Genomic DNA, 21,129 nt, shown 5'->3' with positions numbered 1-21,129 from the left:
ATCAAGCAAGCGTTCGACAAACCTACAAAAGGAGACAGCGATGGCAGCGATGCGATGGAACTGGAAGGGATTGGCCGCGGCTGCGGCAATGGCGTTTGGCGCGCATGCCTGTACGGCAACCGCGGCGGTGCCGCTGCCGTCGCTGGGCGCGAACCCGGCGGAGGTGAGCGTGTCCGGCCTCTCGGCGGGCGGCTTCATGGCGGTGCAATTGCACGTGGCCTATTCGGCCACCTTCAAGCGCGGTGCCGGCGTGGTGGCCGGCGGGCCGTACTACTGTGCCGAGGGCTCGGTGCTCAACGCCACCGGGCGCTGCATGACGCACAGCACCAGCATCCCGGTGTCGACGCTCGTGAGCACCACCAACAGCTGGGCCGCCAGCGGCGCGATCGACCCGGTGTCGAACATGACCGCTTCGAAGGTGTACCTTTTCTCCGGCACGTCGGACAACACCGTGAAGCCGGCGGTGATGAACGACCTGAAGACCTACTACCAGAGCTTTGTGCCCGCCGCCAACACGGTCTACAAGAACAACATCGGCGCCGGCCACGCCATGGTGACCGACGACTACGGCGGCGCCTGCAGCACTACCGCCGCGCCCTACATCAACAACTGCGGCTTCGATCTTGCGGGCGACATCCTGCAGCATCTCTACGGCCCGCTGAACCCGCGCAACAACGGCACGCTGGGAGGCACGTTCACCGAGTTCAACCAGTCCGAATTCATCACCGGCCACGGCGTGGCCGCGACGGGGTGGATCTACGTGCCGCAGGCCTGCACCACAGCTTCGTGCCGCGTGCACATGGTGCTGCACGGTTGCAAGCAGAACTACACCGACGTGGGCGACCAGTATGTGCGCAAGACCGGCTACAACCGCTGGGCCGACACGAACAACATCGTGCTGATCTATCCGCAGACCAGCACCGCGGCCACCAACAGCTGCTGGGACTGGTGGGGCTACGACAACGCGAACTACGCAAAGAAGTCGGGCCCGCAGATGGCGGCGCTCAAGGCGATGGTCGATCGCGTGACCGGCTCTGGCGGCGGCTCGTCTCTGCCGGCGCCCACTGGCGTGGGCACCTCGGGCGCGACCAGCAGCAGCATGGTGATTGGCTGGGCCGGCGTTTCGGGCGCGAGCGGCTACAACGTGTACCGCGGCGGCAGCAAGGTCAACGCCGCACCCGTGACGGGCACCAGCTACACGGACACCGGGCTGGCGGCATCTACCACCTACAGCTGGACCGTGGCGGCGCTGGACGCCAACAACGCGCAGGGTGCGATGTCGGGCGCGGCCACGGGCACCACGCTGGCCGGCAGCGGTGGTGGCGGCACCTGCTACACCGCCAGCAACTATGCGCATACCGTGGCCGGGCGCGCCTATGCGCTGTGGGGCCTCACGTATGCCTATGGCTCGGCGCAAGCCATGGGGCTGTGGAACATCTACGTGACCACGACGCTGAAGCAGACCGGCCCCAACTACTACGTGATCGGCACCTGTTGAGACCGAGCGGTCCGCGACTTTTATTTGCAATAGACCAACGATGCTTGAGACCCGAGACCTGACCATCCGCTTCGGCGGGCACGTGGCCGTCAATAACGTGAGCTGCGCCTTCTCGCCGGGCACGTTGACGGCCATCGTCGGCCCCAACGGCGCGGGCAAGACCACCTATTTCAACCTGATTTCGGGCCAGCTCAAGGCGAGCGCGGGCACGGTGTCGCTCGATGGGCAACTGCTCTCGGGGCTGTCGCCTTCGGCACGCACGCACGCGGGGTTGGGGCGAGCCTTTCAGCTCACCAACCTGTTCCCCAATCTCACGGTGCTGGAGAACGTGCGCCTTGCGGTGCAGGCCACGCGCGAAGGCGCGCACCGGCGCGGGCTCAACCTGTGGAGCATCTGGAGCGACCACAAGGCGCTGACTGAACGCGCGGACCAGATCCTGGCCGACGTGGCGCTGAAATCTCGCGAGCACGCCACCGTGGCGAGCCTGCCGCATGGCGACCAGCGCAAGCTGGAGGTGGCGCTCTTGATGGCGCTCGAACCCAAGGTCTTCATGTTCGACGAGCCAACCGCCGGCATGAACGCGGCCGAGGCGCCGGTCATTCTCGACCTGATCCGCAAGCTGAAGCAGGACAAGAGCAAGACCATTCTTTTGGTCGAGCACAAGATGGACGTGGTGCGCGAGCTCGCGGACCGCATCATCGTGCTGCACAACGGCACGCTGGTGGCCGATGGAGAACCGGCCGAGGTGATTGCCTCGCCGGTGGTGCAAGAGGCCTACCTGGGCATTGCGAAGGAGGCGGTTGCATGAAGGCGTCGATGAATTTCTCCCTCCCCGGCTGGGGGAGGGCGGGGATCGGGGCTCGCGGCCTTCGAACCGACGCGGCCTTTCAAGCGCCGCATGCCCCCATCCCAACCTTCCCCCGGAAGGGGAAGGAGCAAGACCGATGACAACTCAGAACCTGTTGACCCTCGAAGGCGTGCAGACGCACATCGGGGCTTATCACATCCTGCACGGCGTCGACCTTGCAGTGCCCAAAGGCCAGCTCACCATGCTGCTGGGCCGCAACGGCGCGGGCAAGACGACGACGCTGCGAACCATCATGGGCCTGTGGCACGCGTCGGAGGGCAGGGTGCGCTTCGGTGACAAGGACATCACGGCCATGCACACGCCGCAGATCGCGGAGCTCGGCATTGCCTATGTGCCCGAGAACATGGGTATCTTCTCCGACCTCACGGTGAAGGAGAACATGCTGCTCGCCGCGCGCGGTGCGAAGAACGCCGAGCAGATGGACGACACGCGCCTGAAGTGGATCTTCAAGCTCTTTCCGGCGGTCGAGAAGTTCTGGAACCATCCGGCCGGCAAGCTCTCGGGCGGGCAGAAGCAGATGCTGGCCGTGTCGCGCGCCATCGTGGAACCGCGCGAACTGCTCATCGTCGACGAGCCCAGCAAGGGGCTCGCACCGGCCATCATCAACAACATGATCGACGCGTTCGGTGAGCTCAAGCGCAGCGGCGTGACGATTCTGCTGGTGGAGCAGAACATCAACTTCGCCCAGCGGCTGGGCGACACGGTCGCGGTGATGGACAACGGCCGTGTAGTGCACAGCGGCTCGATGGCGGCGTTTTCCGCGGACGCGCAACTGCAGCAATCTCTTTTGGGTCTCGCGCTATGACGTACTTGATGTCTTGTCCCCTCTCCCTCTGGGAGAGGGCTAGGGTGAGGGCAGACGGCCTGTGCGATGGCTATGCTTTCGTATCGGCACTGCAGGCCCTCACCCCAACCCTCTCCCGCAAGCGGGAGAGGGAGCAAGAGAGGGGGGCGCAACAATGAAAACGATCGACTTCGACTGGAAGCCGTTGCTTCTCGCCCCCGTCCTCGCGGCGGTGGCGCTGCCGCTCACCGGCTCGTTCTCGACCTGGCTCACGCTCACGGTGGCGGGCTTGGCGATGGGCATGATCATCTTCATCATCGCCTCGGGCCTCACGCTGGTGTTCGGGCTGATGGATGTTCTCAACTTCGGCCACGGCGTGTTCATTGCGCTCGGCGCCTTCGTGGCGAGCAGCGTGCTCGGCCTGATGGGCGACTGGACCGGTTCGCAGGAACTGTGGCGCAACCTCGTCGCGGTGTTCCCCGCCATGCTGGTGGCCATGGCGGTGGCCGGCGCGGTGGGGCTGGCCTTCGAGCGCTTCATCGTGCGGCCCGTGTACGGCCAGCACCTGAAGCAGATCCTCATCACGATGGGCGGCATGATCATCGGGGAGGAGCTCATCAAGGTGATCTGGGGCCCTGCGCAGGTGCCGCTGCCATTGCCCGAAGCCTTGCGCGGCTCGCTGCTGATCGGCGATGCGGCCATCAGCAAGTACCGGCTGCTCGCGGTGGCGGTGGGCGTGGTGGTGTTCGGCCTGCTCGCATGGACGCTCGGCCGCACCAAGATCGGCCTGTTGATCCGTGCTGGCGTGCAAGACCGCGAAATGGTCGAGTCGCTCGGCTACCGCATCGGCCGGCTGTTCGTCGGCGTGTTCGTGGTGGGCAGCGCGCTGGCCGGCCTGGGCGGCGTGATGTGGGGGCTCTTCCAGCAGAACCTGGTGCCGCAGATGGGCGCACAGGTCAACGTGCTGATCTTCATCGTGATCATCATCGGCGGACTCGGCTCGACCGGCGGGGCGCTCATCGGCGCGCTGCTGGTGGGCCTCATGACCAACTACATCGGCTTCCTGCTGCCCACGCTCACGCAGTTTGCAAGCATCTTGCTGATGGTGGCGGTGCTGCTGTGGCGGCCGCAGGGGGTCTACCCCGTGGCCAATCGTTGAAAAGAAGACGCCATGTTCCTGAAAAGACTTCTCTCCAACGACATGCCCCGGAGCCGCATGCTGGCGCTGCTGCTGGTGGCACTGTTCATCGCACTGGCTTTTGCGCCGTTCATCTTTCCGGGTGTGAAGGCGCTCAGCGTCGCGGCCAAGATCCTGGTGTTTGTGGTGCTGGTGGCCAGCTTCGACTTGCTGCTGGGCTACACCGGCATCGTGAGCTTTGCGCACACCATGTTCTTCGGCATCGGCGCCTACGGCATCGCCATTTCGGCGTCGCGGCTCGGGCCCAGTTGGGGTGCGGTGCTGCTCGGGCTTGGGGCCGCACTCGCGATCTCGCTGGTGCTCTCGTTCGCCATCGGGTTGTTCTCGCTCCGGGTGCGCGCCATTTTCTTCGCGATGATCACGCTGGCGGTGGCCTCGGCCTTCCAGACGCTGGCGTCGCAGCTGTCTGACTTTACGGGCGGCGAAGACGGCCTGACCTTCAAGCTGCCCGAGCTCATTTCGCCGAGCTTCGAGTTCTCCGAAGAGCCCTTTCTCGGCGTTTCGCTCGATGGCCGGCTGCTGTGCTACTACCTGCTGTTCGTGGCCGCGGTGGTGCTGCTGCTGGCATTGCTGCGAATCGTGAACTCCCCGTTCGGCCGCGTGCTGCAGGCCATTCGCGAGAACGAGTTTCGTGCCGAGGCCATCGGCTACCGCGTGGTGGTCTATCGCACCACGGCGGCCGTGTTGTCGGCGCTTTTCGCGACACTTGCCGGAGCGATGCTCGCCATCTGGCTGCGCTACAACGGGCCAGACACGTCGCTGAGCTTCGAGATCATGATCGACGTGCTGCTGATCGTGGTGATCGGCGGCATGGGCACCATGTATGGCGCGGCCATCGGCGCGGTGCTGTTCGTGCTGGCGCAAAGCTACCTGCAGGACCTGCTGCGTGTCGGCAGCGAGGCGGCGAGCGGAATGCCGTGGCTTGCGGCGCTGCTGTCGCCCGACCGCTGGCTGCTGTGGCTGGGCGTGCTGTTCGTGCTCTCGGTGTATTACTTTCCGACCGGCATCGTCGGCAAGCTCAGGGCGAGGGCTGCGCGATGAGCAACGATCTTTCGGTTCCGGTCGTCTCCCGCTATGCGCAGCTCGCGGGCCGCGAGATTCATTGGCTCGATTGGGGCGCGCCCGATGCGCCGGTGATCATTGCGTGGCACGGCCTGGCACGCACCTGCCGCGACATGGACGAGCTGGCCCGGCACTTTGCCGCGCGCGGCTTCCGCGTGATCTGCCCCGACACCATCGGCCGGGGCCTGAGCCAATGGAGCCCGCTGCCGGACGAGGAATACCAGCTCTCGTTCTACGCGCGCCTTGCCGGCGCGCTGTGCGACGAGCTGCGCCTGGGCCGGGTGCACTGGGTCGGCACCTCCATGGGCGGCGCCATCGGCACGGTGTGCGCTTCAGGCCTGTTCGAGCCGCGGATGAGGGGGCGCATTGCGAGCCTGGTGCTCAACGACAACGCGCCTCAGCTTGCACAGGCGGCCATCGAGCGCATCCGTGCCTATGCCGGCGAGCCGCCCGCATTCGACACGGTGGCCGAGCTCGAGCTTTTCTTTCGCACCGTCTACAAGCCGTTCGGCTGGCTCAGCGATGCGCAGTGGCGCCGCCTTGCCGAGAGCTCTACTCGCCGCCTGCCCGACGGCCGCGTGACGCCGCACTACGACCCGGCAATGGTCCGGCAGTTCAGCGCACACGACAACGACTACCTGATCTGGCCGCACTACGACGTCATCGACATATCGGTGCTGTGCCTTCGCGGCGCCGAGTCGGACCTGGTGCTGCCCGAGGTCACGCAGCAGATGCAGCAAAGAGGGCCGGGCATTTCGGGCCGGCTGCAAGTGGTCGAAATCCAGGGGTGCGGCCACGCGCCCGCGCTCAACGTGCCGGAACAACTGGAGCTCATCGAAGGGTTTATTCGAGCCGCCGGTCGCTAGTGGCGAGTCGGCGAGACAATCGCCGCCGATTCCAACCACAAGGACTAACGCCATGGCGCTTTCGATGTACGACCTCTCCGTGCCGGTCTTCTCCCGCGGGCTCGGCCAGCTCACCCATCTGCTCGAAAAGAGCCTGGCGCATGCCAAGACCAACGACATCGATCCCGCAACGCTGGTGGATGCCAGGCTCGCGCCGGACATGCTCACGCTGGCCGGCCAGATCCAGCGCGCGAGCGATGCCTCGAAGCTCGGCGTGGCCCGCATCGCCGGCATCACGGCACCGAGCTTTCCCGATGAGGAAAAGACTTACGACGAGCTGCTGGCGCGCATCGTGAAGACGCAGGACTTTCTCGCAAGCGTAGACCGCGCGCTGATCGACGGCCACGAAGAACGCCCCGTGACCATCAAGGCCCGCGAAGGCGAAGCGCATTTCACCGCTCAGCGCTACCTGCTCCAGTTCGCACTGCCCGACTTCTTCTTCCACGTGACCACGGCCTATGGCGTGCTGCGCCACACGGGCATGCCGATCGGCAAGATGGACTACCTGGGCAAGTTCTAGGCGCGGGCCTTCCTGAGTTCTGGCGTTCTCAGATGCCGGCGGGCCGCTGCGTCGGCCAGCCCGCCAGGTTGCGTTCGGCAATACCCGCCAGCGCGGTGATCCACGCGGGGCTGTCGTTCAGGCACGGGATGTAGCTGAAGGCCTCGCCGCCTGCATGCATGAAGGCTTCGCGGCCCTCCATGGCAATTTCTTCCAGCGTTTCGAGGCAGTCGGCCGGAAAGCCCGGGCACACCACATCGACGCGCTTCACGCCGCTCGCGCCGAGCTCGCGCAACGTCGGCTCGGTGTAGGGCTCGAGCCATTTGGCGCGCCCGAAGCGCGACTGGAAGGTCACGCGATGCTTGGCCGCGGAGAGGCCGAGCCGTGCCGCAAGCAGGCGCGCGGTTTCGAGGCACTGCGCCTGGTAGGGGTCGCCGAGTTCGATGTTGCGCGCCGGAATGCCATGGAAGCTCATCAGCAAGACTTCGCCGCGGCCCTCTTTCTTCCAGTGCTGCTCGATACTTAGTGCAAGCGCCTCGATGTAGGCCGGGTCGTCGTGGTACTGGTTGACGAAGCGGAACTCCGGAATGCGCCGCTGGCGGCGGCTCCAGTCGTTCACCGCATCGATCACGCTGGCCGTGGTGGTGGCCGAATACTGCGGATAGGCCTGCAGCACCAAGACACGCGTGACGCCTTCGGCCTGCAGCGCATCGAGTCGCGAGGCGATAGACGGGCTGGCGTATCGCATGGCGTCGCGCACCGTCACACGGTGGCCGCGTTCACCGAGCCAGCCGGCAAGCAACGTGGCCTGCCTTTGTGTCCATACCTTCAGCGGCGAGCCTTCGGGCATCCAGATGCTCGCGTACTTGGCGGCCGACTTGGCGGGCCGCACGCGAAGGATGATGCCGTGCAGGATCAACGCCCACACCAGCCTTGGAACCTCGACCACGCGCGGATCGCCGAGAAACTCCGCAAGGTAGGGCCGAACGGCGGCCGCGGTGGGCGCGTCGGGTGAGCCCAGGTTGCACCAGAGGACGGCGGTGCGCCCGGCGATGGAACTGTCGTTCGTGTTGTCTTGAGGCATGCGATATTCTCGGGCATGACCTCCGCTTCCACGGCGCTAGCGAACGCCGCGCCCCTCGATATCAAGCGCATCGCCGCGATCTCGCTCGACCTGGATGACACCCTGTGGCCGATCTGGCCGACCATCGAGCGCGCCGAGACCGTGCTGCAGGAGTGGCTGTTGCGCGAGGCACCCAAGACCGCCTCGCTGCTGCTGACGCCAGGCATCTTGCGTGAACTGCGCGAAGCCACCGCCAAGGAGCGTTCAGACCTGGCGCACGACCTGAGCGCGCTGCGCCGCGAATCGATTCGCACGGCGCTGAAGCGCTCGGGCGAAGACCCGGCGCTGGCCGACCCGGCCTTCGACGCCTTCTTTGCCGAAAGGCAGCGCGTGACGCTGTACGAAGACGCGCTGCCCGCCCTCAAGTGGCTGAGCGAACGCTACCCGCTGGTGGCGGTGTCGAACGGCAACGCCGACATCCACCTGACCGGTGTCGGCCGCTGGTTTCGCACCGCCTTCAACGCGCGCGCGTTCGGCAGCGGCAAGCCGCATGCTCCGATCTTCCGCGCCGCGGCCGCGTCGGTCGGCCTGCTGCCGAAAGACGTGCTTCACGTGGGCGACGACGCGGAGCTGGACGTGGTGGGCGCGCTCAACGCCGGCATGCAGGCGGCCTGGCTGGTGCGCGACGAGCGCCCGTGGGTGCACGGTGCACGGCCGCAGCTGATCGTGCCGAACCTGCACGCCTTGTGCGTGGCGCTCGGCGCCTGAACTCCCGCTTTACGAAAACACGGGTCGGAAGAAGCTGCGCTCGTAGCTCACGATGCAGCGCGTATCTTCGGCGTACCTGAATGCGGCCTGGCATTCGGGGTCTTGCATCGAATCGGCCCGGTACTGCTCGTAGGCCGCCAGACTCGGAAAGCTGAACATCGCCAGCGCCACATTGTTGGTGCCTTCCGACGGCAGGAAGTAGCCATGGTGCTGACCGCCGAACTTCTCGACCAGCGGAATCCACAGCTTGCCGTAGTGCTCGAATTCCTTGAGCTTGTAGGGATCGACGATGTAGCGGAGATAGCAGGTGACCATGGTTCTTTCCGTGAACTGGTTGAGGTCGGCGATCGGACTTTTCAGTCCAGCTTGAATTGCTCGCGCAGCGCCGCGCAGAAGTCGGCGGTGCCGCTGAGCGAGAAGGTCACCGTGTCGAGCTCCGGCGCTTCGCTCGTCTGCTGCAGGTCGAAGTCCCAGGCGGCTCCGTCTTCCAGCGCGCCTTGCGCATTGGGGAAGGTGGCGTTGGCCCAGGCCAGCACCTGCGCAACCTCCGCAAGCACCTCGCGCGTATTGGCGGGCACCGTCGTGGCCATTGCATCGAAAGTGCCGTGGCCTTCGGTGTCTTCGCTGTAGTCGAAATCGAGATAACGCAGGTGGTTCATGGTGTGTTAAGAGCGTTGGCGGCGGCGAGCCCGCTGAGTACCGCGCCTTCGAGCGTGGCGGGATAGGGCCCTTCGGTGTAGTCGCCGCAGGCCTGCAGGCCGGGGGCGATTTTCGCAGGCGGCCGAGCGAGCGCCGGCGTGCACGCGAAGGTGGCGCGTTTCTCGACGACGGTCTGCACGAGCTGCAGCGAGGTCTGTCCCAACTGCGCGGCTGCCTGGGCCATCACCTGATGCTCCAGCGCTTCACGCGGAGTTTCATTCGCGCTCACGACCATGGCAAGCACGCCCTCCGGGCCGCCGAGTTGCGTGCGATCGAACACGAACTGCGCCGGTGCTGTGGCGGGATGGCTGCGCAGCGCAAGCATCGGCTCTGCAAGGGGTGTTGCGCCGCGCACATAAACAGTGGCAATGGCTTCGAAGCGCAAGGCCTCGGTGGTTTCGCACCAGCGCTCTGCCGGTAGTCCGGATGCGCGCACCAGCCGGGCCGCGTCCCACGGCGCGCAGGCGAGCACGACTTGGTCGAAGCCCTCATCGTCCACGCGCCATTGCTCGCCTTGGCGCGAGATGGCGCGCACGCGCGTGCCGATGCGCAGCGCGGCGCCGTGTTGTGCGAGCCACGTCAAGGCCGCGTCAGGAAAAAGCGCACCCAGGTCCACACGCGGAATCAGCAGGTCGGCGCCGCCGCTGCCGCTGAAAAGTGCGTCGCGCAGCACGCGCAGGAACACTTCTCCGCTCGATTGATCGACCGGCGTGTTGAGGGCGGATACGCAAAGCGGCTCGATCAGCTCCTGCATCACGCGCGGCGTAAGGCCGGTGCAGAGCGCGCCAACGGTAGTGCCGGGCGCGCAGCGGAATCCGCCGAGGCGCCACTGCACGGCGGTGCGCAGCAAGGTGGATTTGTCGCGCCATGTCCAGCCGCGCGCGCTGAAGATGCCAGTCAGCAGGTCGAGCGGCGCTGGCAGCCGCGGCAGCTTCAAGCCGCCGCCGTCGGCAAAACGCAGCGAAAGCGGCATGCGCAGCAGCGCAGTGCTTGCATCGACGCCCACATCGCACATGAGCTTCAGCGTTGCGGTGTAGGCGCCGATGAGGATGTGCTGCCCGTTGTCGAGCGCCATCCCATGCATGTTGTCAACCCGCCGCGCGCGGCCGCCCGCCATGTGCGCGGCTTCGTAGAGCGTGACGGCATGGCCGAGGCGGGTGGCTTCGACGGCGCAGGCGAGGCCGGCCCAGCCGGCGCCGATGACGGCGATCTTCACTTGTCAGCGCCCTGGTGCCAAGCTGCCTAGCTTGGTCGACTGGGGGCTCGTCATATCCTCCCCAGCGCCTGAACCTTCCACGCCAGCCAGAACTTGCGCACCGGTGTCAGGCTCACGCGCTGGTTCAGCACCTGGAAGTTGTCGCGCTCTATTTCGCGCAGCAGGGTGCGGTAGATGCTGGCCATCATGAGGCCCGGTTTCTGGGCGCGGCGGTCCGCGGCGGGGAGGAGGGCGAGGGCTTCGTCGTACGCCGCATGGGCGCGTTCGGCCTGGAACTTCATCAGCGCGACGAAGCGCTCCGAATGCACGCGGTTGAGAATTTCGTGCGCCTTCACGTCGAACTTCTGCAGTTCGTTCACGGGCAGGTAGATGCGCCCGCGCAGCGCGTCTTCGCCCACGTCGCGAATGATGTTGGTGAGCTGCAGCGCCAGGCCGAGCTTGTGCGCATAGGCGGTGGTCTGCGGATCGGTCTGGCCGAAGATGCGCGCGGCCACCTCGCCGACCACGCCGGCCACCAGGTGGCAGTAGCGCGCCAGGCCCGGAAAGTCGAGATAGCGGGTTTGGTCGAGGTCCATCTGGCAGCCGTCGATCACTTCGTTGAGTTGCCGCGGCTCGATGCCGTAGGCGGCGGCATGCGGCACCAGCGCCTGCATCACCGGGTGCCGCGGCAGGCCGGAGAAAGATTGCGCCACCTCGGTGCGCCACCAGGCGAGCTTGGTCGCGGCCACGCCGGGGTCGCTGACCTCGTCGACCACGTCGTCGATCTCGCGGCAGAAGGCATAGAACGCCGTGATGGCCGCGCGCCTTTGCTTGGGCAGGAACAGGAAGGCGTAATAGAAACTGCTGCCCGAAGCGGCGGCTTTGTCTTGTACGTATTGCTCGGGAGTCATCGGGGGAGCGCTTTCATGGGCGGCAATTGTCTCCGCATCCGCAGGGCCCGCCAGACCAGCAGCGGGGCATCGGTCTTGCCGATCTTGGGGCGCTGCGAAAAGGTGTCGAAGCCCAGGTCTTCGATCTTGTCGAGAATGCGCAGGCCGCCTTGCACGACGAAGCGCAGCTCCCAGCCGGCGCGGCCCGGCAGCCGGTGGACCAGCGGCGCGCCCTGGGTCATCAGTTCGCGCGCCCATGCGCTTTCGACGGCGATGAGGTTGATGGCTTCCTGCGGAGGCGGCGAGTCGGCCAGGGGCGCGAAGACCTTGAAGCTCTCGCGCGTGAAGCCGCGCCGGGCGCAATCGGTGAGCGGAAAGTAAAAGCGGCGGCGTGGCAGGTCCACGCTCGGGTCCTGCCAGAAATTGATGAGTTGCAGCGCGCTGCAAATGGCGTCGCTCTGCGCCAGCGCTTCGGCATCGTTTACGCCATACAGATGCAGCAGCAGGCGGCCGACGGGGTTGGCGGAGCGGCGGCAGTAGTCGAGCAGTTCGGCGCGATCGGCGTAGGTTCCGCCGTCGCGGGTTTTCTCGATGTCCTGGATGAAGGCGCTCAGCAGGTCGGCCAGCAAGTCTTCGGGCAATGCGAACTGCGCGATGCTGTAGGCGAGCGGTCCGAACACCTCGGGCCAGCGAGAAGAGGGCGGCACAATGCCGAGCGCGGCGGCGCGGAGTTCTTCGCGGTAGGCGCGCAGGTCGGCCAGCCGCTCGCCGGGCGAAGCGTCGCCTTCGTCGGCGATGTCGTCGGCGGTCCGGGCGAAGTGGTAGATGGCGGCAATCGGCGCGCGCAGGTGCGGCGGGCACAGCCATGAGGCCACGGGAAAGTTTTCGTAGTGCGCCGGCGGGGCGGCAATATGGGATGGTGCGGACACGCGGCGATTGTCCGCGACGACCGAGGCCGCGGACTATGCTCGTGATGTCGCCATCACCAAGTTCCTGCTTTCATGAATCCATCGGCACCGGCTCCCTCTGCCCCGACACCAGCGCCCGGCGAGGCGCCTCATCCGGCAGGGCCCGGCCTGATGATTGCCGCGCTGGGCGTGGTGTTCGGCGACATCGGCACTTCGCCGCTCTATGCCTTCAAGGAAACGCTGAACCCCGAGCACGGCGTGGCGTTCACGCCCGATGCGGTGCTGGGGCTGCTCTCGCTCATCTTCTGGGGGCTGATGTTCGTGGTGACGCTCAAGTACGTGGTGTTTGTGCTGCGCGCCGACCACGACGGCGAGGGCGGCATCCTCGCGCTGCAGGCGCTTGCGCGCAGCGCGACGGCGGGTCCCCGCGCCCGACCGTGGGTGTGGAACGCGATCGGGGTGTTCGGCCTGGTGGGAGCGGCCATGTTCTATGGCGACACCCTGATCACACCGGCCATCTCGGTGCTGTCGGCGGTCGAGGGGCTGGAGGTGCAGGCGCCGGTTCTGCAGCGGGCGGTGATTCCGATCACCATCGTCATCCTGGTCGGGCTCTTCGCAGTGCAGCGCAAAGGCACCGGCGTGGTGGGCAAGGTGTTCGGGCCTGTCATGCTGCTGTGGTTTCTGGTGCTGGCGCTCGCCGGGGGCTGGCAGGTGCTGCAGAACCCGCAGGTGCTGGCGGCGCTTCACCCGGGGCGGGCCGTGGGCTTCCTGGTCGAGCATCGCGTCCAGTCGCTGGCGGTTCTGGGCGCCGTATTTCTTGCCTTCACAGGTGGCGAGGCGCTGTATGCGGACATGGGGCACTTCGGGGCCAGGCCGATCCGTCTCGCGTGGCTTTTCATCGCGCTGCCGGGCCTGGTGCTGAACTATTTCGGGCAGGGCGCGCTGGTGCTGGCAAACCCCGCGGCCGTCGACAACCCGTTCTTCCGGCTCTTTCCTTCGTGGGGCGTGGTGCCGATGGTGGTGCTTGCCGCGATGGCGACAGTGATTGCCTCCCAGGCCGTCATCTCGGGCGCCTTTTCCCTCACGGCGCACGCCATGCGCATGGGCTACCTGCCGCGCATGCGGGTGGTGCAGACCTCGGGCTCCGCCATCGGCCAGATCTATGTGCCGACGGTCAACTGGCTGCTGATGGTGGGGGTGCTGTTGCTGGTGCTGGGCTTTCGCAGTTCGGGCGCGTTGTCGGCGGCCTACGGCATTGCGGTGTCGATCACGATGGTGACCACCACGCTCTTGGCCGGCATCGTGGCCTGGGGGCTATGGCGCTGGAACCGGGTGGCGGTCGTGCTTGGCGTTGTGGCTTTTGCGGCGGTCGACCTGACCTTCGTGGTGGCCAACAGCCTCAAGGTGGCCGAGGGCGGCTGGCTCACGCTGGCGGTGGCGGTCGGGGTGATGGTGCTTTTCACCACCTGGGCCAAGGGGCGCCGTCTGGGGCTGGAAGCCGCAGCGGCCGAAAGCCTGCCGCTCAAGCCGTTCTTCGAGTCGCTGGCGCTGCACATGCCGCACCGAGTGAGCGGCACGGCGGTGTTCCTGAATGCCGATGCGACTTCAGTGCCGCATGCCTTGCTTCACAACCTCAAGCACAACCAGGTGCTGCACGAGCAGGTGATCGTGCTGCGGGTCTTGGCCTGCGACACGCCTCGCGTGGAGGCACGCATGCGCATCGAGGCTGAATCCCTGATGGAAGGCATCTGGGTGGTGACGGCGCGCCACGGCTTCATGGAGCGACCCGACGTGCCCGAATTCATCCGCATCCTCGCCTACCAGAAGGCATTGGCCATCGACTCGATGAAGACCTCCTATTTCGTTTCGCGCGCTTCGGTCGGAGAAGAAAACCTGCCAGGCATGAACCCGGTACGGCGCGCGCTTTTCGGTTGGCTGCAGCGCAACGCGGGCCGCGCGTCCGACTATTTCGAGATTCCGGGCAACCGGCTGGTGGAAATGGGGCAGCGAACCTAAGGCGAAGCTGGCCGGACTGTCACGCCGCGATTGACAGTGTTTAAGGTTTACCCTAGATTACTAACCGGTGGGTCAGTAATTGACCCGGTTCGACCTTTCTAGGGTGTCTCATGACCGCCTCTTCCGGCCTCTCTCCTCTTGCCCGCGGTGCCGCCTGGCTACTGCTTCCCGCCTTGTTCCTGGCCGGCTGTTCGCAGTCGAAGCCGGCCGAGGAACCTGTGCGCGCGGTCAAGCTGGTGACCGTCGGCACCAGCGACTTCGACGCCCAGCCCGAATTCTCGGCCGAGGTGCGGGCGCGTGTCGAATCGCGCTTGGGGTTTCGCGTGGCGGGCAAGATCATCAAGCGCCAGGCGGAACTGGGCCAGCACGTGCAGGCGGGGCAAGTGCTCGCGCAACTCGATCCGCAGGACTACCGGCTCGCAGCCGAAGCGGCGCGCGCCCAGTTGGCCGCGGCGCAGACCAACCGCGATCTCGCGGCGGCCGATCTCAAGCGCTATACCGAATTGCGGGCGCAGAACTTCATCAGCGGCGCCGAACTCGAGCGCCGCGAGTCCACCTGGAAAGCCGCGCAGGCGCAGCTGGAACAGGCACAGGCGCAGCTTTCGTCTCAAGGTAACCAGGCGAGCTACACCACCCTGGTGGCCGACGTGGCCGGCGTCATTACCGCGATCGAAGCCGAGCCCGGCCAGGTGGTGCAGGCCGGCACGCCCGTCGTTCGCATCGCGCAGGACGGCGCCCGCGACGTGGTGTTTGCGGTGCCCGAAGACCGGGCCGCGCTGATCAAGCCGGGCTCGCCGGTCATGGTGCGCGGCTGGTCGGGCGGCAACGAGCTGCAGGGCCAGGTGCGTGAAGTGGCGGCCAGCGCCGACGCGGTGACGCGCACTTACTCGGTCAAGGTATCGATCGATGCGGCAACCTCGCCGGCGCTCGGCGCCACGGTCTATGCGCGTCCGCAGGCGCTGGCGCGTGCGGGCGGCGCGGTCATCAAGCTGCCGACCAGCGCGTTGCGCCAGGAGGGCAAGGGCACCGCGGTGTGGGTGCTGGACAAGGCAACGATGACGGTGCGCTCGCAGCCGGTGCAGGTTGCCACGGCCGACGGCAATGAGGCCGTGATCGGCGGCGGACTTGCTCCCGGCATGATGGTCGTCGCCGCGGGCGTGCATGTGCTTTCGCCGGGGCAGAAGGTCACCATCTACCAGTCGAAGGAGGCTGCAGCCGCGGCCGCCAACGCCAATACCAACGAGTCGGCGAAGCCCGTCGAACCGGTTGCGGCCACGAAGAAGGAGATCGCTGCAGGTGCTTCCAAATGACGGAAGGCGCAGCAACCACCGACAAGCCCGCAGGCTTCAATCTCTCCAAATGGGCGCTCGACCACGGGCCGCTCACGCGCTACCTCATGGTGGTGCTGATGGTGCTGGGGGCCTTTGCCTACTTTGAGCTCGGACAGGACGAAGACCCGCCGTTCACCTTCCGCGCCATGGTGGTGCGCACCTACTGGCCCGGCGCCACGGCGCAGCAGGTGGCCGAGCAGGTGACCGACAAGCTCGAGCGCACGCTGCAGGAGGCACCCTACGCCGACAAGATCCGCAGCTATTCGAAGCCGGGCGAGTCGCAGATCATTTTCCAGATCAAGGATTCGTCCAAGGCCGCCGACGTGGCCAACGTCTGGTACACGGTGCGCAAGAAGATCGGCGACATGCGCAACACGCTGCCGCCGGGCGTGCAGGGCCCGTTCTTCAATGACGACTTCGGCGATGTGTATGGCGTGATCTACGCGCTGGAGAGCGAAGGCTTCAGCTACGCCGAGCTCAAGACGCTGGCCGACGAAGTGCGCCAGCAATTGCTGCGCGTGAAAGACGTTGCCAAGGTCGACCAGTTCGGCGTTCAGGACGAAAAGGTGTACGTCGAGATTTCGCAGAAGCGCGTGGCGCAGCTGGGGCTCGACTTCAACGCCGTGCTCGCGCAGCTCGGTTCGCAAAACGCGGTGGAAAGCGCGGGCACGATCCAGTCGCCGCTCGACGTGGTGCAGGTGCGTGTGGCGGGGCAGTTCACCAGCGTGGAGCAGCTGCGCGAAATGCCGATCCGCGGCAGTTCGGGCAACCAGCTGAAGCTCGGCGACATCGCCGAAATTCGCCGCGGTTATGTCGACCCGCCGGCCGTAAAGGTGCATCACCAGGGCAAGGAAGTCATTGCGCTGGGCGTCTCGATGACCAAGGGCGGCGACATCATCGCGCTGGGCGAGGCGTTGCGCGCCACCACCAAGCAGATCGACCAGCGCCTGCCGGCCGGCGTGAAGCTGGCGCAGGTGCAGGACCAGCCGGTGTCGGTGGCCAGCTCGGTCAATGAATTCGTCGGCGTGCTGATCGAGGCCGTGGCCATCGTGCTGGCCGTGAGCATCATTTCGCTCGGCCTGCACAAGGGCGGGCGCCTCGGCTGGTACATCGACATCCGCCCGGGGCTGGTGGTGGCCATCACCATTCCGCTGGTGCTGGCCGTCACGTTCCTGGCCATGAACTACTTCGGCATCGGGCTGCACAAGATATCGCTGGGGTCGCTGATCATTGCGCTCGGCCTCCTGGTGGACGACGCGATCATCGCGGTCGAGATGATGGTGCGGAAGATGGAAGAGGGCTACGACAAGGTGCGCGCCGCCACCTTTGCCTACGACGTCACCGCCAAGCCCATGCTCACCGGCACGCTCATCACGGCCGCGGGCTTCCTGCCCATCGGCATTGCCAAGTCGGTGACGGGTGAATACACCTTCGCCATCTTCGCGGTGACCGTCATTGCGCTGGTGCTGTCGTGGATCGTGTCAGTGTACTTCGTGCCTTACCTGGGCACGCTGCTGCTCAAGGTCAAGCCGCACGACCCGGATGCGCCGCCGCATGAGCTGTTCGACACCCGGTTCTACAACAGCTTTCGCCGCACGGTGAACTGGTGCGTGCAGCACCGCTGGCTGACCATCGGCGCCACGGTGCTGATCTTTGCGCTGGGCATCGTCGGCATGGGCAAGGTGCAGCAGCAGTTCTTCCCGGATTCGAGCCGGCCCGAGATCATGGTGGACATCTGGTTCCCGGAGGGCACCTCGTTCCCCGCGAACGAAGAGGTCGCCAAGCGCGTCGAGCAGCGCATCATGAAGGAAGAGGGCGTGAAGACGGTCAGCACCTGGATCGGCTCCGGCGTGCCGCGCTTCTACCTGCCGCTGGACCAGGTGTTTCCGCAGACCAACGTGTCGCAGCTCATCGTGCTGGCCAAGGACCTGAAGGTGCGCGAAAGCCTGCGCATCAAGCTGCCTGCGCTGCTGGCGGAGGAGTTTCCGGAAGTGCGCGGCCGCGTGAAGCTGCTGCCCAATGGGCCACCGGTGCCGTATCCGGTGCAGTTCCGCGTGATCGGCACCGACCCCGCCCAGCTGCGCGCGCATGCCGACGAGGTGAAGGCCGTGCTGCGTGAGAACGCCAACATGCGCGGCGTGAACGACAACTGGAACGAGTCGGTCAAGGTGATTCGCCTTGAGGTCGACCAGGCCAAGGCGCGCGCGCTCGGCGTGACCAGCCAGGCAATTGCCCAGGCTTCCAAGACGATGTTCTCCGGCACCACGGTGGGCCAATACCGCGAGAACGACCTGCTGATCGACATCGTGCTGCGCCAGTCGGCGGACGAGCGCGAGGCCATTTCGGACATCGGCAACGCCTACCTGCCGACGACCTCCGGGCGTTCGATTCCGCTCACGCAGATCGCGCGGCCGGTCTTCACCTGGGAGCCGGGCGTGATGTGGCGCGAGAACCGCGACTACGCCATTACGGTGCAGGGCGACGTGGTCGAAGGGCTGCAGGGCGCCACGGTCACCGAGCAGTTGCTCCCGCAGCTGCGCAAGCTCGAAGCCGGCTGGCATGCAGCGGGCGAGGGCGCCTACCGCATCGAGGTGGCGGGCGCCGTGGAGGAAAGCAGCAAGGGTTCGGCTTCCATCGTGGCGGGCGTGCCGATCATGCTGTTCCTGGTGTTCACGCTGCTGATGCTGCAGCTGCACAGCTTCAGCCGCTCTCTGTTGGTGTTCATTACCGGCCCCATGGGCATTGCCGGCGTTGCCGGGGCACTGCTGCTGCTGAACCGGCCGTTCGGCTTCGTCGCACTGCTGGGTGTGATTGCGCTCATGGGCATGATCCAGCGCAACGCGGTGATCCTGATCGACCAGATCGAGAGCGACCGCGCGGCGGGCGTGCCCGCCTGGGACGCCATCGTCGAGTCGGCGGTGCGGCGCCTGCGCCCCATCGTGCTGACCGCGGCGGCGGCGGTGCTGGCGATGATTCCGCTCTCGCGAAGCGTGTTCTGGGGGCCGATGGCGGTTGCCATCATGGGCGGGCTGATCGTGGCCACCGTATTGACCCTGCTGGCGCTGCCGGCAATGTACGCCGCTGCATTCCGCGTCAAGCGGGAGCCGAAAGAGGGTCTGATTAGCGCTTAAAATACGCGGTTGACCGATTTCAGGCGGACGGTCTTTGGGCGGCGCGTATTCGATATCGACGATATCGATGCCTGTGGCACCAGGGCCGTCCGCCTTTGCATTCACCTGAAAAAATTTGGCAAGCGCGGGTGGCGAAATTGGTAGACGCACCAGGTTTAGGTCCTGACGTTCGCAAGAACGTGCCGGTTCGAGTCCGGCCCCGCGCACCAGCCACACCCCTCACAAGGAAGACACCATGACCGTGACCGTTGAAACTCTCGAGAAGCTCGAACGCAAGATCACGCTGACCCTGCCGGTCGGCACCATCCAGTCCGAAGTCGATTCGCGCCTCAAGAAGCTCGCGCGCACCGTCAAGATGGATGGCTTCCGTCCGGGCAAGGTGCCAATGAATGTCGTGGCCCAGCGCTACGGTTACTCGGTGCACTACGAAGTCATGAACGACAAGGTCGGTGAAGCCTTCTCGCAAGCCGCCAACGAGGCCAAGCTGCGCGTGGCCGGCCAGCCCCGCATCACCGAGAAGGAAGAGTCGCCCGAAGGCCAACTCGCCTTCGACGCGGTGTTCGAAGTGTTCCCCGAAGTCAAGATCAAGGACCTGTCGGGTGCCGAAGTCGAGAAGCTCTCGGCCGAAGTGGGCGACGACGCCATCGACAAGACGCTCGACATCCTGCGCAAGCAGCGCCGCACCTTCGCCCAGCGCGCACAAGACGCCGTTGCGCAAGACAACGACCGCGTGACGGTCGATTTCGAAGGCAAGATCGACGGCGAGACCTTCCAGGGCGGCAAGGCCGAAGACTTCCAGTTCATCGTCGGCGAAGGCCAGATGCTGAAGGAATTCGAAGACGCCGTGCGCGGCATGAAGGCCGGCGACAGCCGCACCTTCCCGCTGTCGTTCCCGGCGGACTACCACGGCAAGGACGTGGCCGGCAAACAAGCCGACTTCATGGTCACCGTGAAGAAGATCGAGGCTTCGCACCTGCCTGAAGTCAACGAACAGCTCGCCAAGTCGCTCGGCATTGCCGAAGCCACGGTCGAAGGCCTGCGCGCCGACATCAAGAAGAACCTCGAGCGTGAAGTGAAATTCCGCCTGCTGGCCCGCAACAAGAACGCCGTGATGGACGCGCTGGTGGCCAACGCCGAGCTCGACCTGCCCAACGCCAGCGTGCAGTCCGAAGTGAATCGCATGATCGAAGGCGCCCGCGCCGAGCTCAAGCAGCGCGGCATCAAGGATGCCGACAAGGCGCCGATTCCCGAGGAAGTGTTCCGCCCGCAAGCCGAGCGCCGCGTGCGCCTGGGCCTGGTGGTCGCCGAACTGGTGCGTGCCAACAACCTGCAGGCCAAGCCCGAGCAGATCAAGGCCCACATCGACGAGCTGGCTGCCAGCTACGAAAAGCCGGCTGACGTCGTGCGCTGGTATTTCAGCGACAACAACCGCCTGGCCGAGGTCGAGGCAGTCGTCATCGAGAACAACGTGACTGAATTCGTGCTCAGCAAGGCCAAGGTCAACGAAAAGTCGGTTTCGTTCGACGAGTTGATGGCTCAGCAGCAAGGCTGAGCGCCGGGCCTGCCCGCCGCCCGCAACGCCAATGGGGCTTGTGCTTTACGGCACGAGCCCCATTTCACTCAGGCGTACAGTTAAATTCGAACAGCGAACGAACCTTTTCCGGAGAGCAAATCAATGAGCGCACAGGATATTAAGGCCCTCGGCATGATCCCGATGGTCATCGAGCAGTCGGGTCGCGGCGAGCGGTCTTACGACATTTATTCGCGTCTCCTCAAGGAGCGCATCATTTTCCTGGTGGGCGAAGTGAACGACCAGACCGCCAACCTCGTGGTGGCGCAGCTGCTGTTCCTCGAGAGCGAGAATCCGGACAAGGACATTTCGTTCTATATCAATTCTCCGGGCGGCAGCGTGAGCGCCGGCATGGCCATTTACGACACCATGCAGTTCATCAAGCCCGACGTTTCCACGATGTGCATCGGCTTTGCGGCCAGCATGGGCGCCTTTTTGCTGGCGGCCGGCGAAAAGGGCAAGCGCTTCTCGCTGCCCAATTCGAAGATCATGATCCACCAGGTGCTCGGCGGCGCTCGCGGCCAGGCTACGGACATCGAAATTCATGCCCGCGACATCCTGCGCACCAAGGACCAGATGAACCGCATCCTGGCCGAGCGCACGGGCCAGCCGCTGGAAAAAGTCAAGTCGGACACCGAACGCGACTATTTCCTGACCGCCGACGAAGCCAAGGAATACGGCCTGGTCGATCAGGTCATCGCAAAGCGCAGCTGATCAACCCAGCCCGCGCCGCGGCGCCGGTGG

Annotated in this window: 19 protein-coding genes and 1 tRNA gene; 14 read left to right on the top strand and 6 right to left on the bottom strand. The window is 65.7% G+C overall.

From position 1 onward, the window contains the following. The first annotated feature begins 40 nt into the window (after positions 1-40). The 7 genes from V9K97_RS22600 to V9K97_RS22570 all read left to right on the top strand — a co-directional run bounded on the left by V9K97_RS22600 (position 41) and on the right by V9K97_RS22570 (position 6,835). A complete protein-coding gene (locus V9K97_RS22600; protein WP_337297695.1) occupies positions 41-1,498 on the top strand; it encodes an extracellular catalytic domain type 2 short-chain-length polyhydroxyalkanoate depolymerase in 1,458 nt (485 codons plus the stop codon). Positions 1,499-1,538: 40 nt separating this feature from the next. Continuing rightward, entirely contained in the window at positions 1,539-2,306 is a 768-nt protein-coding gene (locus V9K97_RS22595) for an ABC transporter ATP-binding protein (RefSeq protein WP_258506908.1), read from the top strand. Between the two features lie 136 nt (positions 2,307-2,442). Then, positions 2,443-3,171 (top strand): ABC transporter ATP-binding protein, encoded by a 729-nt coding sequence (locus tag V9K97_RS22590; RefSeq protein WP_337320846.1) that lies wholly within the window; start codon positions 2,443-2,445, stop codon positions 3,169-3,171. A 154-nt stretch (positions 3,172-3,325) separates the two neighbouring features. After that, positions 3,326-4,309: a branched-chain amino acid ABC transporter permease gene (locus tag V9K97_RS22585; protein ID WP_337320844.1), complete on the top strand. Its 984-nt coding sequence runs from the start codon at positions 3,326-3,328 to the stop codon at positions 4,307-4,309. A 12-nt stretch (positions 4,310-4,321) separates the two neighbouring features. Next, complete coding sequence (locus V9K97_RS22580; protein ID WP_337320842.1) at positions 4,322-5,389, top strand: branched-chain amino acid ABC transporter permease; 1,068 nt, start codon at positions 4,322-4,324, stop codon at positions 5,387-5,389. Beyond that, positions 5,386-6,276 carry an alpha/beta fold hydrolase gene (locus V9K97_RS22575; RefSeq protein WP_337320841.1) on the top strand — a complete coding sequence of 297 codons (891 nt, stop codon included), beginning with the start codon at positions 5,386-5,388 and terminating at the stop codon, positions 6,274-6,276. Before V9K97_RS22580 ends, V9K97_RS22575 begins: the two co-directional genes overlap by 4 nt. 52 nt (positions 6,277-6,328) lie before the next feature. Continuing rightward, positions 6,329-6,835 carry a DUF1993 domain-containing protein gene (locus tag V9K97_RS22570; protein ID WP_337320840.1) on the top strand — a complete coding sequence of 169 codons (507 nt, stop codon included), beginning with the start codon at positions 6,329-6,331 and terminating at the stop codon, positions 6,833-6,835. A 28-nt stretch (positions 6,836-6,863) separates the two neighbouring features. Here V9K97_RS22570 and hemH read toward each other — a convergent pair whose 3' ends face one another. Then, positions 6,864-7,898 (bottom strand): ferrochelatase, encoded by a 1,035-nt coding sequence (hemH, locus tag V9K97_RS22565; protein ID WP_337320839.1) that lies wholly within the window; start codon positions 7,896-7,898, stop codon positions 6,864-6,866. Positions 7,899-7,913: 15 nt separating this feature from the next. On the opposite strand from hemH, the gene V9K97_RS22560 reads away from it, so the two are divergent. Further along, on the top strand, positions 7,914-8,645 hold the full coding sequence (locus V9K97_RS22560) for an HAD family hydrolase (protein ID WP_258506880.1): 732 nt from the start codon (positions 7,914-7,916) through the stop codon (positions 8,643-8,645). Between the two features lie 9 nt (positions 8,646-8,654). Here the strand turns inward: V9K97_RS22560 and V9K97_RS22555 are convergent, their stop codons facing one another. From V9K97_RS22555 to hpnC, 5 genes are read right to left on the bottom strand one after another with little or no spacing between them, the layout of a single operon-like run. Then, complete coding sequence (locus V9K97_RS22555; protein WP_337297689.1) at positions 8,655-8,960, bottom strand: NIPSNAP family protein; 306 nt, start codon at positions 8,958-8,960, stop codon at positions 8,655-8,657. A gap of 41 nt (positions 8,961-9,001) precedes the next feature. Continuing rightward, on the bottom strand, positions 9,002-9,304 hold the full coding sequence (locus tag V9K97_RS22550) for a hypothetical protein (protein ID WP_337312099.1): 303 nt from the start codon (positions 9,302-9,304) through the stop codon (positions 9,002-9,004). Beyond that, positions 9,301-10,560, bottom strand: coding sequence for a hydroxysqualene dehydroxylase HpnE (gene hpnE, locus V9K97_RS22545; RefSeq protein WP_337320837.1), 1,260 nt, complete (start codon positions 10,558-10,560; stop codon positions 9,301-9,303). Before hpnE ends, V9K97_RS22550 begins: the two co-directional genes overlap by 4 nt. A gap of 50 nt (positions 10,561-10,610) precedes the next feature. Beyond that, entirely contained in the window at positions 10,611-11,450 is an 840-nt protein-coding gene (hpnD, locus tag V9K97_RS22540) for a presqualene diphosphate synthase HpnD (RefSeq protein ID WP_337320835.1), read from the bottom strand. Beyond that, positions 11,447-12,358 (bottom strand): squalene synthase HpnC, encoded by a 912-nt coding sequence (gene hpnC, locus V9K97_RS22535; protein WP_443303988.1) that lies wholly within the window; start codon positions 12,356-12,358, stop codon positions 11,447-11,449. The genes hpnD and hpnC overlap by 4 nt, the downstream gene beginning before the upstream one ends. 72 nt (positions 12,359-12,430) lie before the next feature. On the opposite strand from hpnC, the gene V9K97_RS22530 reads away from it, so the two are divergent. The 6 genes from V9K97_RS22530 (at position 12,431) to clpP (ending at position 21,099) form a co-directional block, all read left to right on the top strand. Continuing rightward, entirely contained in the window at positions 12,431-14,353 is a 1,923-nt protein-coding gene (locus V9K97_RS22530; protein WP_443303986.1) for a potassium transporter Kup, read from the top strand. 110 nt (positions 14,354-14,463) lie between these two features. Further along, positions 14,464-15,663, top strand: a complete 1,200-nt coding sequence (locus V9K97_RS22525; RefSeq protein WP_258506866.1) for an efflux RND transporter periplasmic adaptor subunit — start codon at positions 14,464-14,466, stop codon at positions 15,661-15,663. Next, positions 15,660-18,815: an efflux RND transporter permease subunit gene (locus tag V9K97_RS22520; protein WP_337320832.1), complete on the top strand. Its 3,156-nt coding sequence runs from the start codon at positions 15,660-15,662 to the stop codon at positions 18,813-18,815. Before V9K97_RS22525 ends, V9K97_RS22520 begins: the two co-directional genes overlap by 4 nt. A 122-nt stretch (positions 18,816-18,937) precedes the next feature. Further along, a tRNA-Leu gene (locus tag V9K97_RS22515) sits at positions 18,938-19,024 on the top strand. Between the two features lie 26 nt (positions 19,025-19,050). Further along, positions 19,051-20,367: a trigger factor gene (gene tig, locus V9K97_RS22510; protein WP_157614310.1), complete on the top strand. Its 1,317-nt coding sequence runs from the start codon at positions 19,051-19,053 to the stop codon at positions 20,365-20,367. Between the two features lie 123 nt (positions 20,368-20,490). Then, a complete protein-coding gene (clpP, locus tag V9K97_RS22505) occupies positions 20,491-21,099 on the top strand; it encodes an ATP-dependent Clp endopeptidase proteolytic subunit ClpP (RefSeq protein ID WP_126749561.1) in 609 nt (202 codons plus the stop codon). The last annotated feature ends 30 nt before the right edge of the window (positions 21,100-21,129 follow it).

This window comes from Variovorax sp. CCNWLW186 (assembly GCF_037203865.1).
Classification (GTDB): Bacteria; Pseudomonadota; Gammaproteobacteria; order Burkholderiales; family Burkholderiaceae_C; genus Variovorax.
Note: the sequence above shows the minus strand (reverse complement) of the source record. Positions and strands in the feature narration are given on the sequence as shown.

What these genes read in the sequence shown, in the direction of transcription:
- V9K97_RS22600 (WP_337297695.1), top strand. Translation starts at nt 41, where the DNA reads ATGGCAGCGATGCGATGGAACTGGAAGGGATTGGCCGCGGCTGCGGCA.
- V9K97_RS22595 (WP_258506908.1), top strand. Translation starts at nt 1,539, where the DNA reads ATGCTTGAGACCCGAGACCTGACCATCCGCTTCGGCGGGCACGTGGCC.
- V9K97_RS22590 (WP_337320846.1), top strand. Translation starts at nt 2,443, where the DNA reads ATGACAACTCAGAACCTGTTGACCCTCGAAGGCGTGCAGACGCACATC.
- V9K97_RS22585 (WP_337320844.1), top strand. Translation starts at nt 3,326, where the DNA reads ATGAAAACGATCGACTTCGACTGGAAGCCGTTGCTTCTCGCCCCCGTC.
- V9K97_RS22580 (WP_337320842.1), top strand. Translation starts at nt 4,322, where the DNA reads ATGTTCCTGAAAAGACTTCTCTCCAACGACATGCCCCGGAGCCGCATG.
- V9K97_RS22575 (WP_337320841.1), top strand. Translation starts at nt 5,386, where the DNA reads ATGAGCAACGATCTTTCGGTTCCGGTCGTCTCCCGCTATGCGCAGCTC.
- V9K97_RS22570 (WP_337320840.1), top strand. Translation starts at nt 6,329, where the DNA reads ATGGCGCTTTCGATGTACGACCTCTCCGTGCCGGTCTTCTCCCGCGGG.
- hemH (WP_337320839.1), bottom strand. Translation starts at nt 7,898, where the DNA reads ATGCCTCAAGACAACACGAACGACAGTTCCATCGCCGGGCGCACCGCC.
- V9K97_RS22560 (WP_258506880.1), top strand. Translation starts at nt 7,914, where the DNA reads ATGACCTCCGCTTCCACGGCGCTAGCGAACGCCGCGCCCCTCGATATC.
- V9K97_RS22555 (WP_337297689.1), bottom strand. Translation starts at nt 8,960, where the DNA reads ATGGTCACCTGCTATCTCCGCTACATCGTCGATCCCTACAAGCTCAAG.
- V9K97_RS22550 (WP_337312099.1), bottom strand. Translation starts at nt 9,304, where the DNA reads ATGAACCACCTGCGTTATCTCGATTTCGACTACAGCGAAGACACCGAA.
- hpnD (WP_337320835.1), bottom strand. Translation starts at nt 11,450, where the DNA reads ATGACTCCCGAGCAATACGTACAAGACAAAGCCGCCGCTTCGGGCAGC.
- V9K97_RS22530 (WP_443303986.1), top strand. Translation starts at nt 12,431, where the DNA reads ATGAATCCATCGGCACCGGCTCCCTCTGCCCCGACACCAGCGCCCGGC.
- V9K97_RS22525 (WP_258506866.1), top strand. Translation starts at nt 14,464, where the DNA reads ATGACCGCCTCTTCCGGCCTCTCTCCTCTTGCCCGCGGTGCCGCCTGG.
- V9K97_RS22520 (WP_337320832.1), top strand. Translation starts at nt 15,660, where the DNA reads ATGACGGAAGGCGCAGCAACCACCGACAAGCCCGCAGGCTTCAATCTC.
- tig (WP_157614310.1), top strand. Translation starts at nt 19,051, where the DNA reads ATGACCGTGACCGTTGAAACTCTCGAGAAGCTCGAACGCAAGATCACG.
- clpP (WP_126749561.1), top strand. Translation starts at nt 20,491, where the DNA reads ATGAGCGCACAGGATATTAAGGCCCTCGGCATGATCCCGATGGTCATC.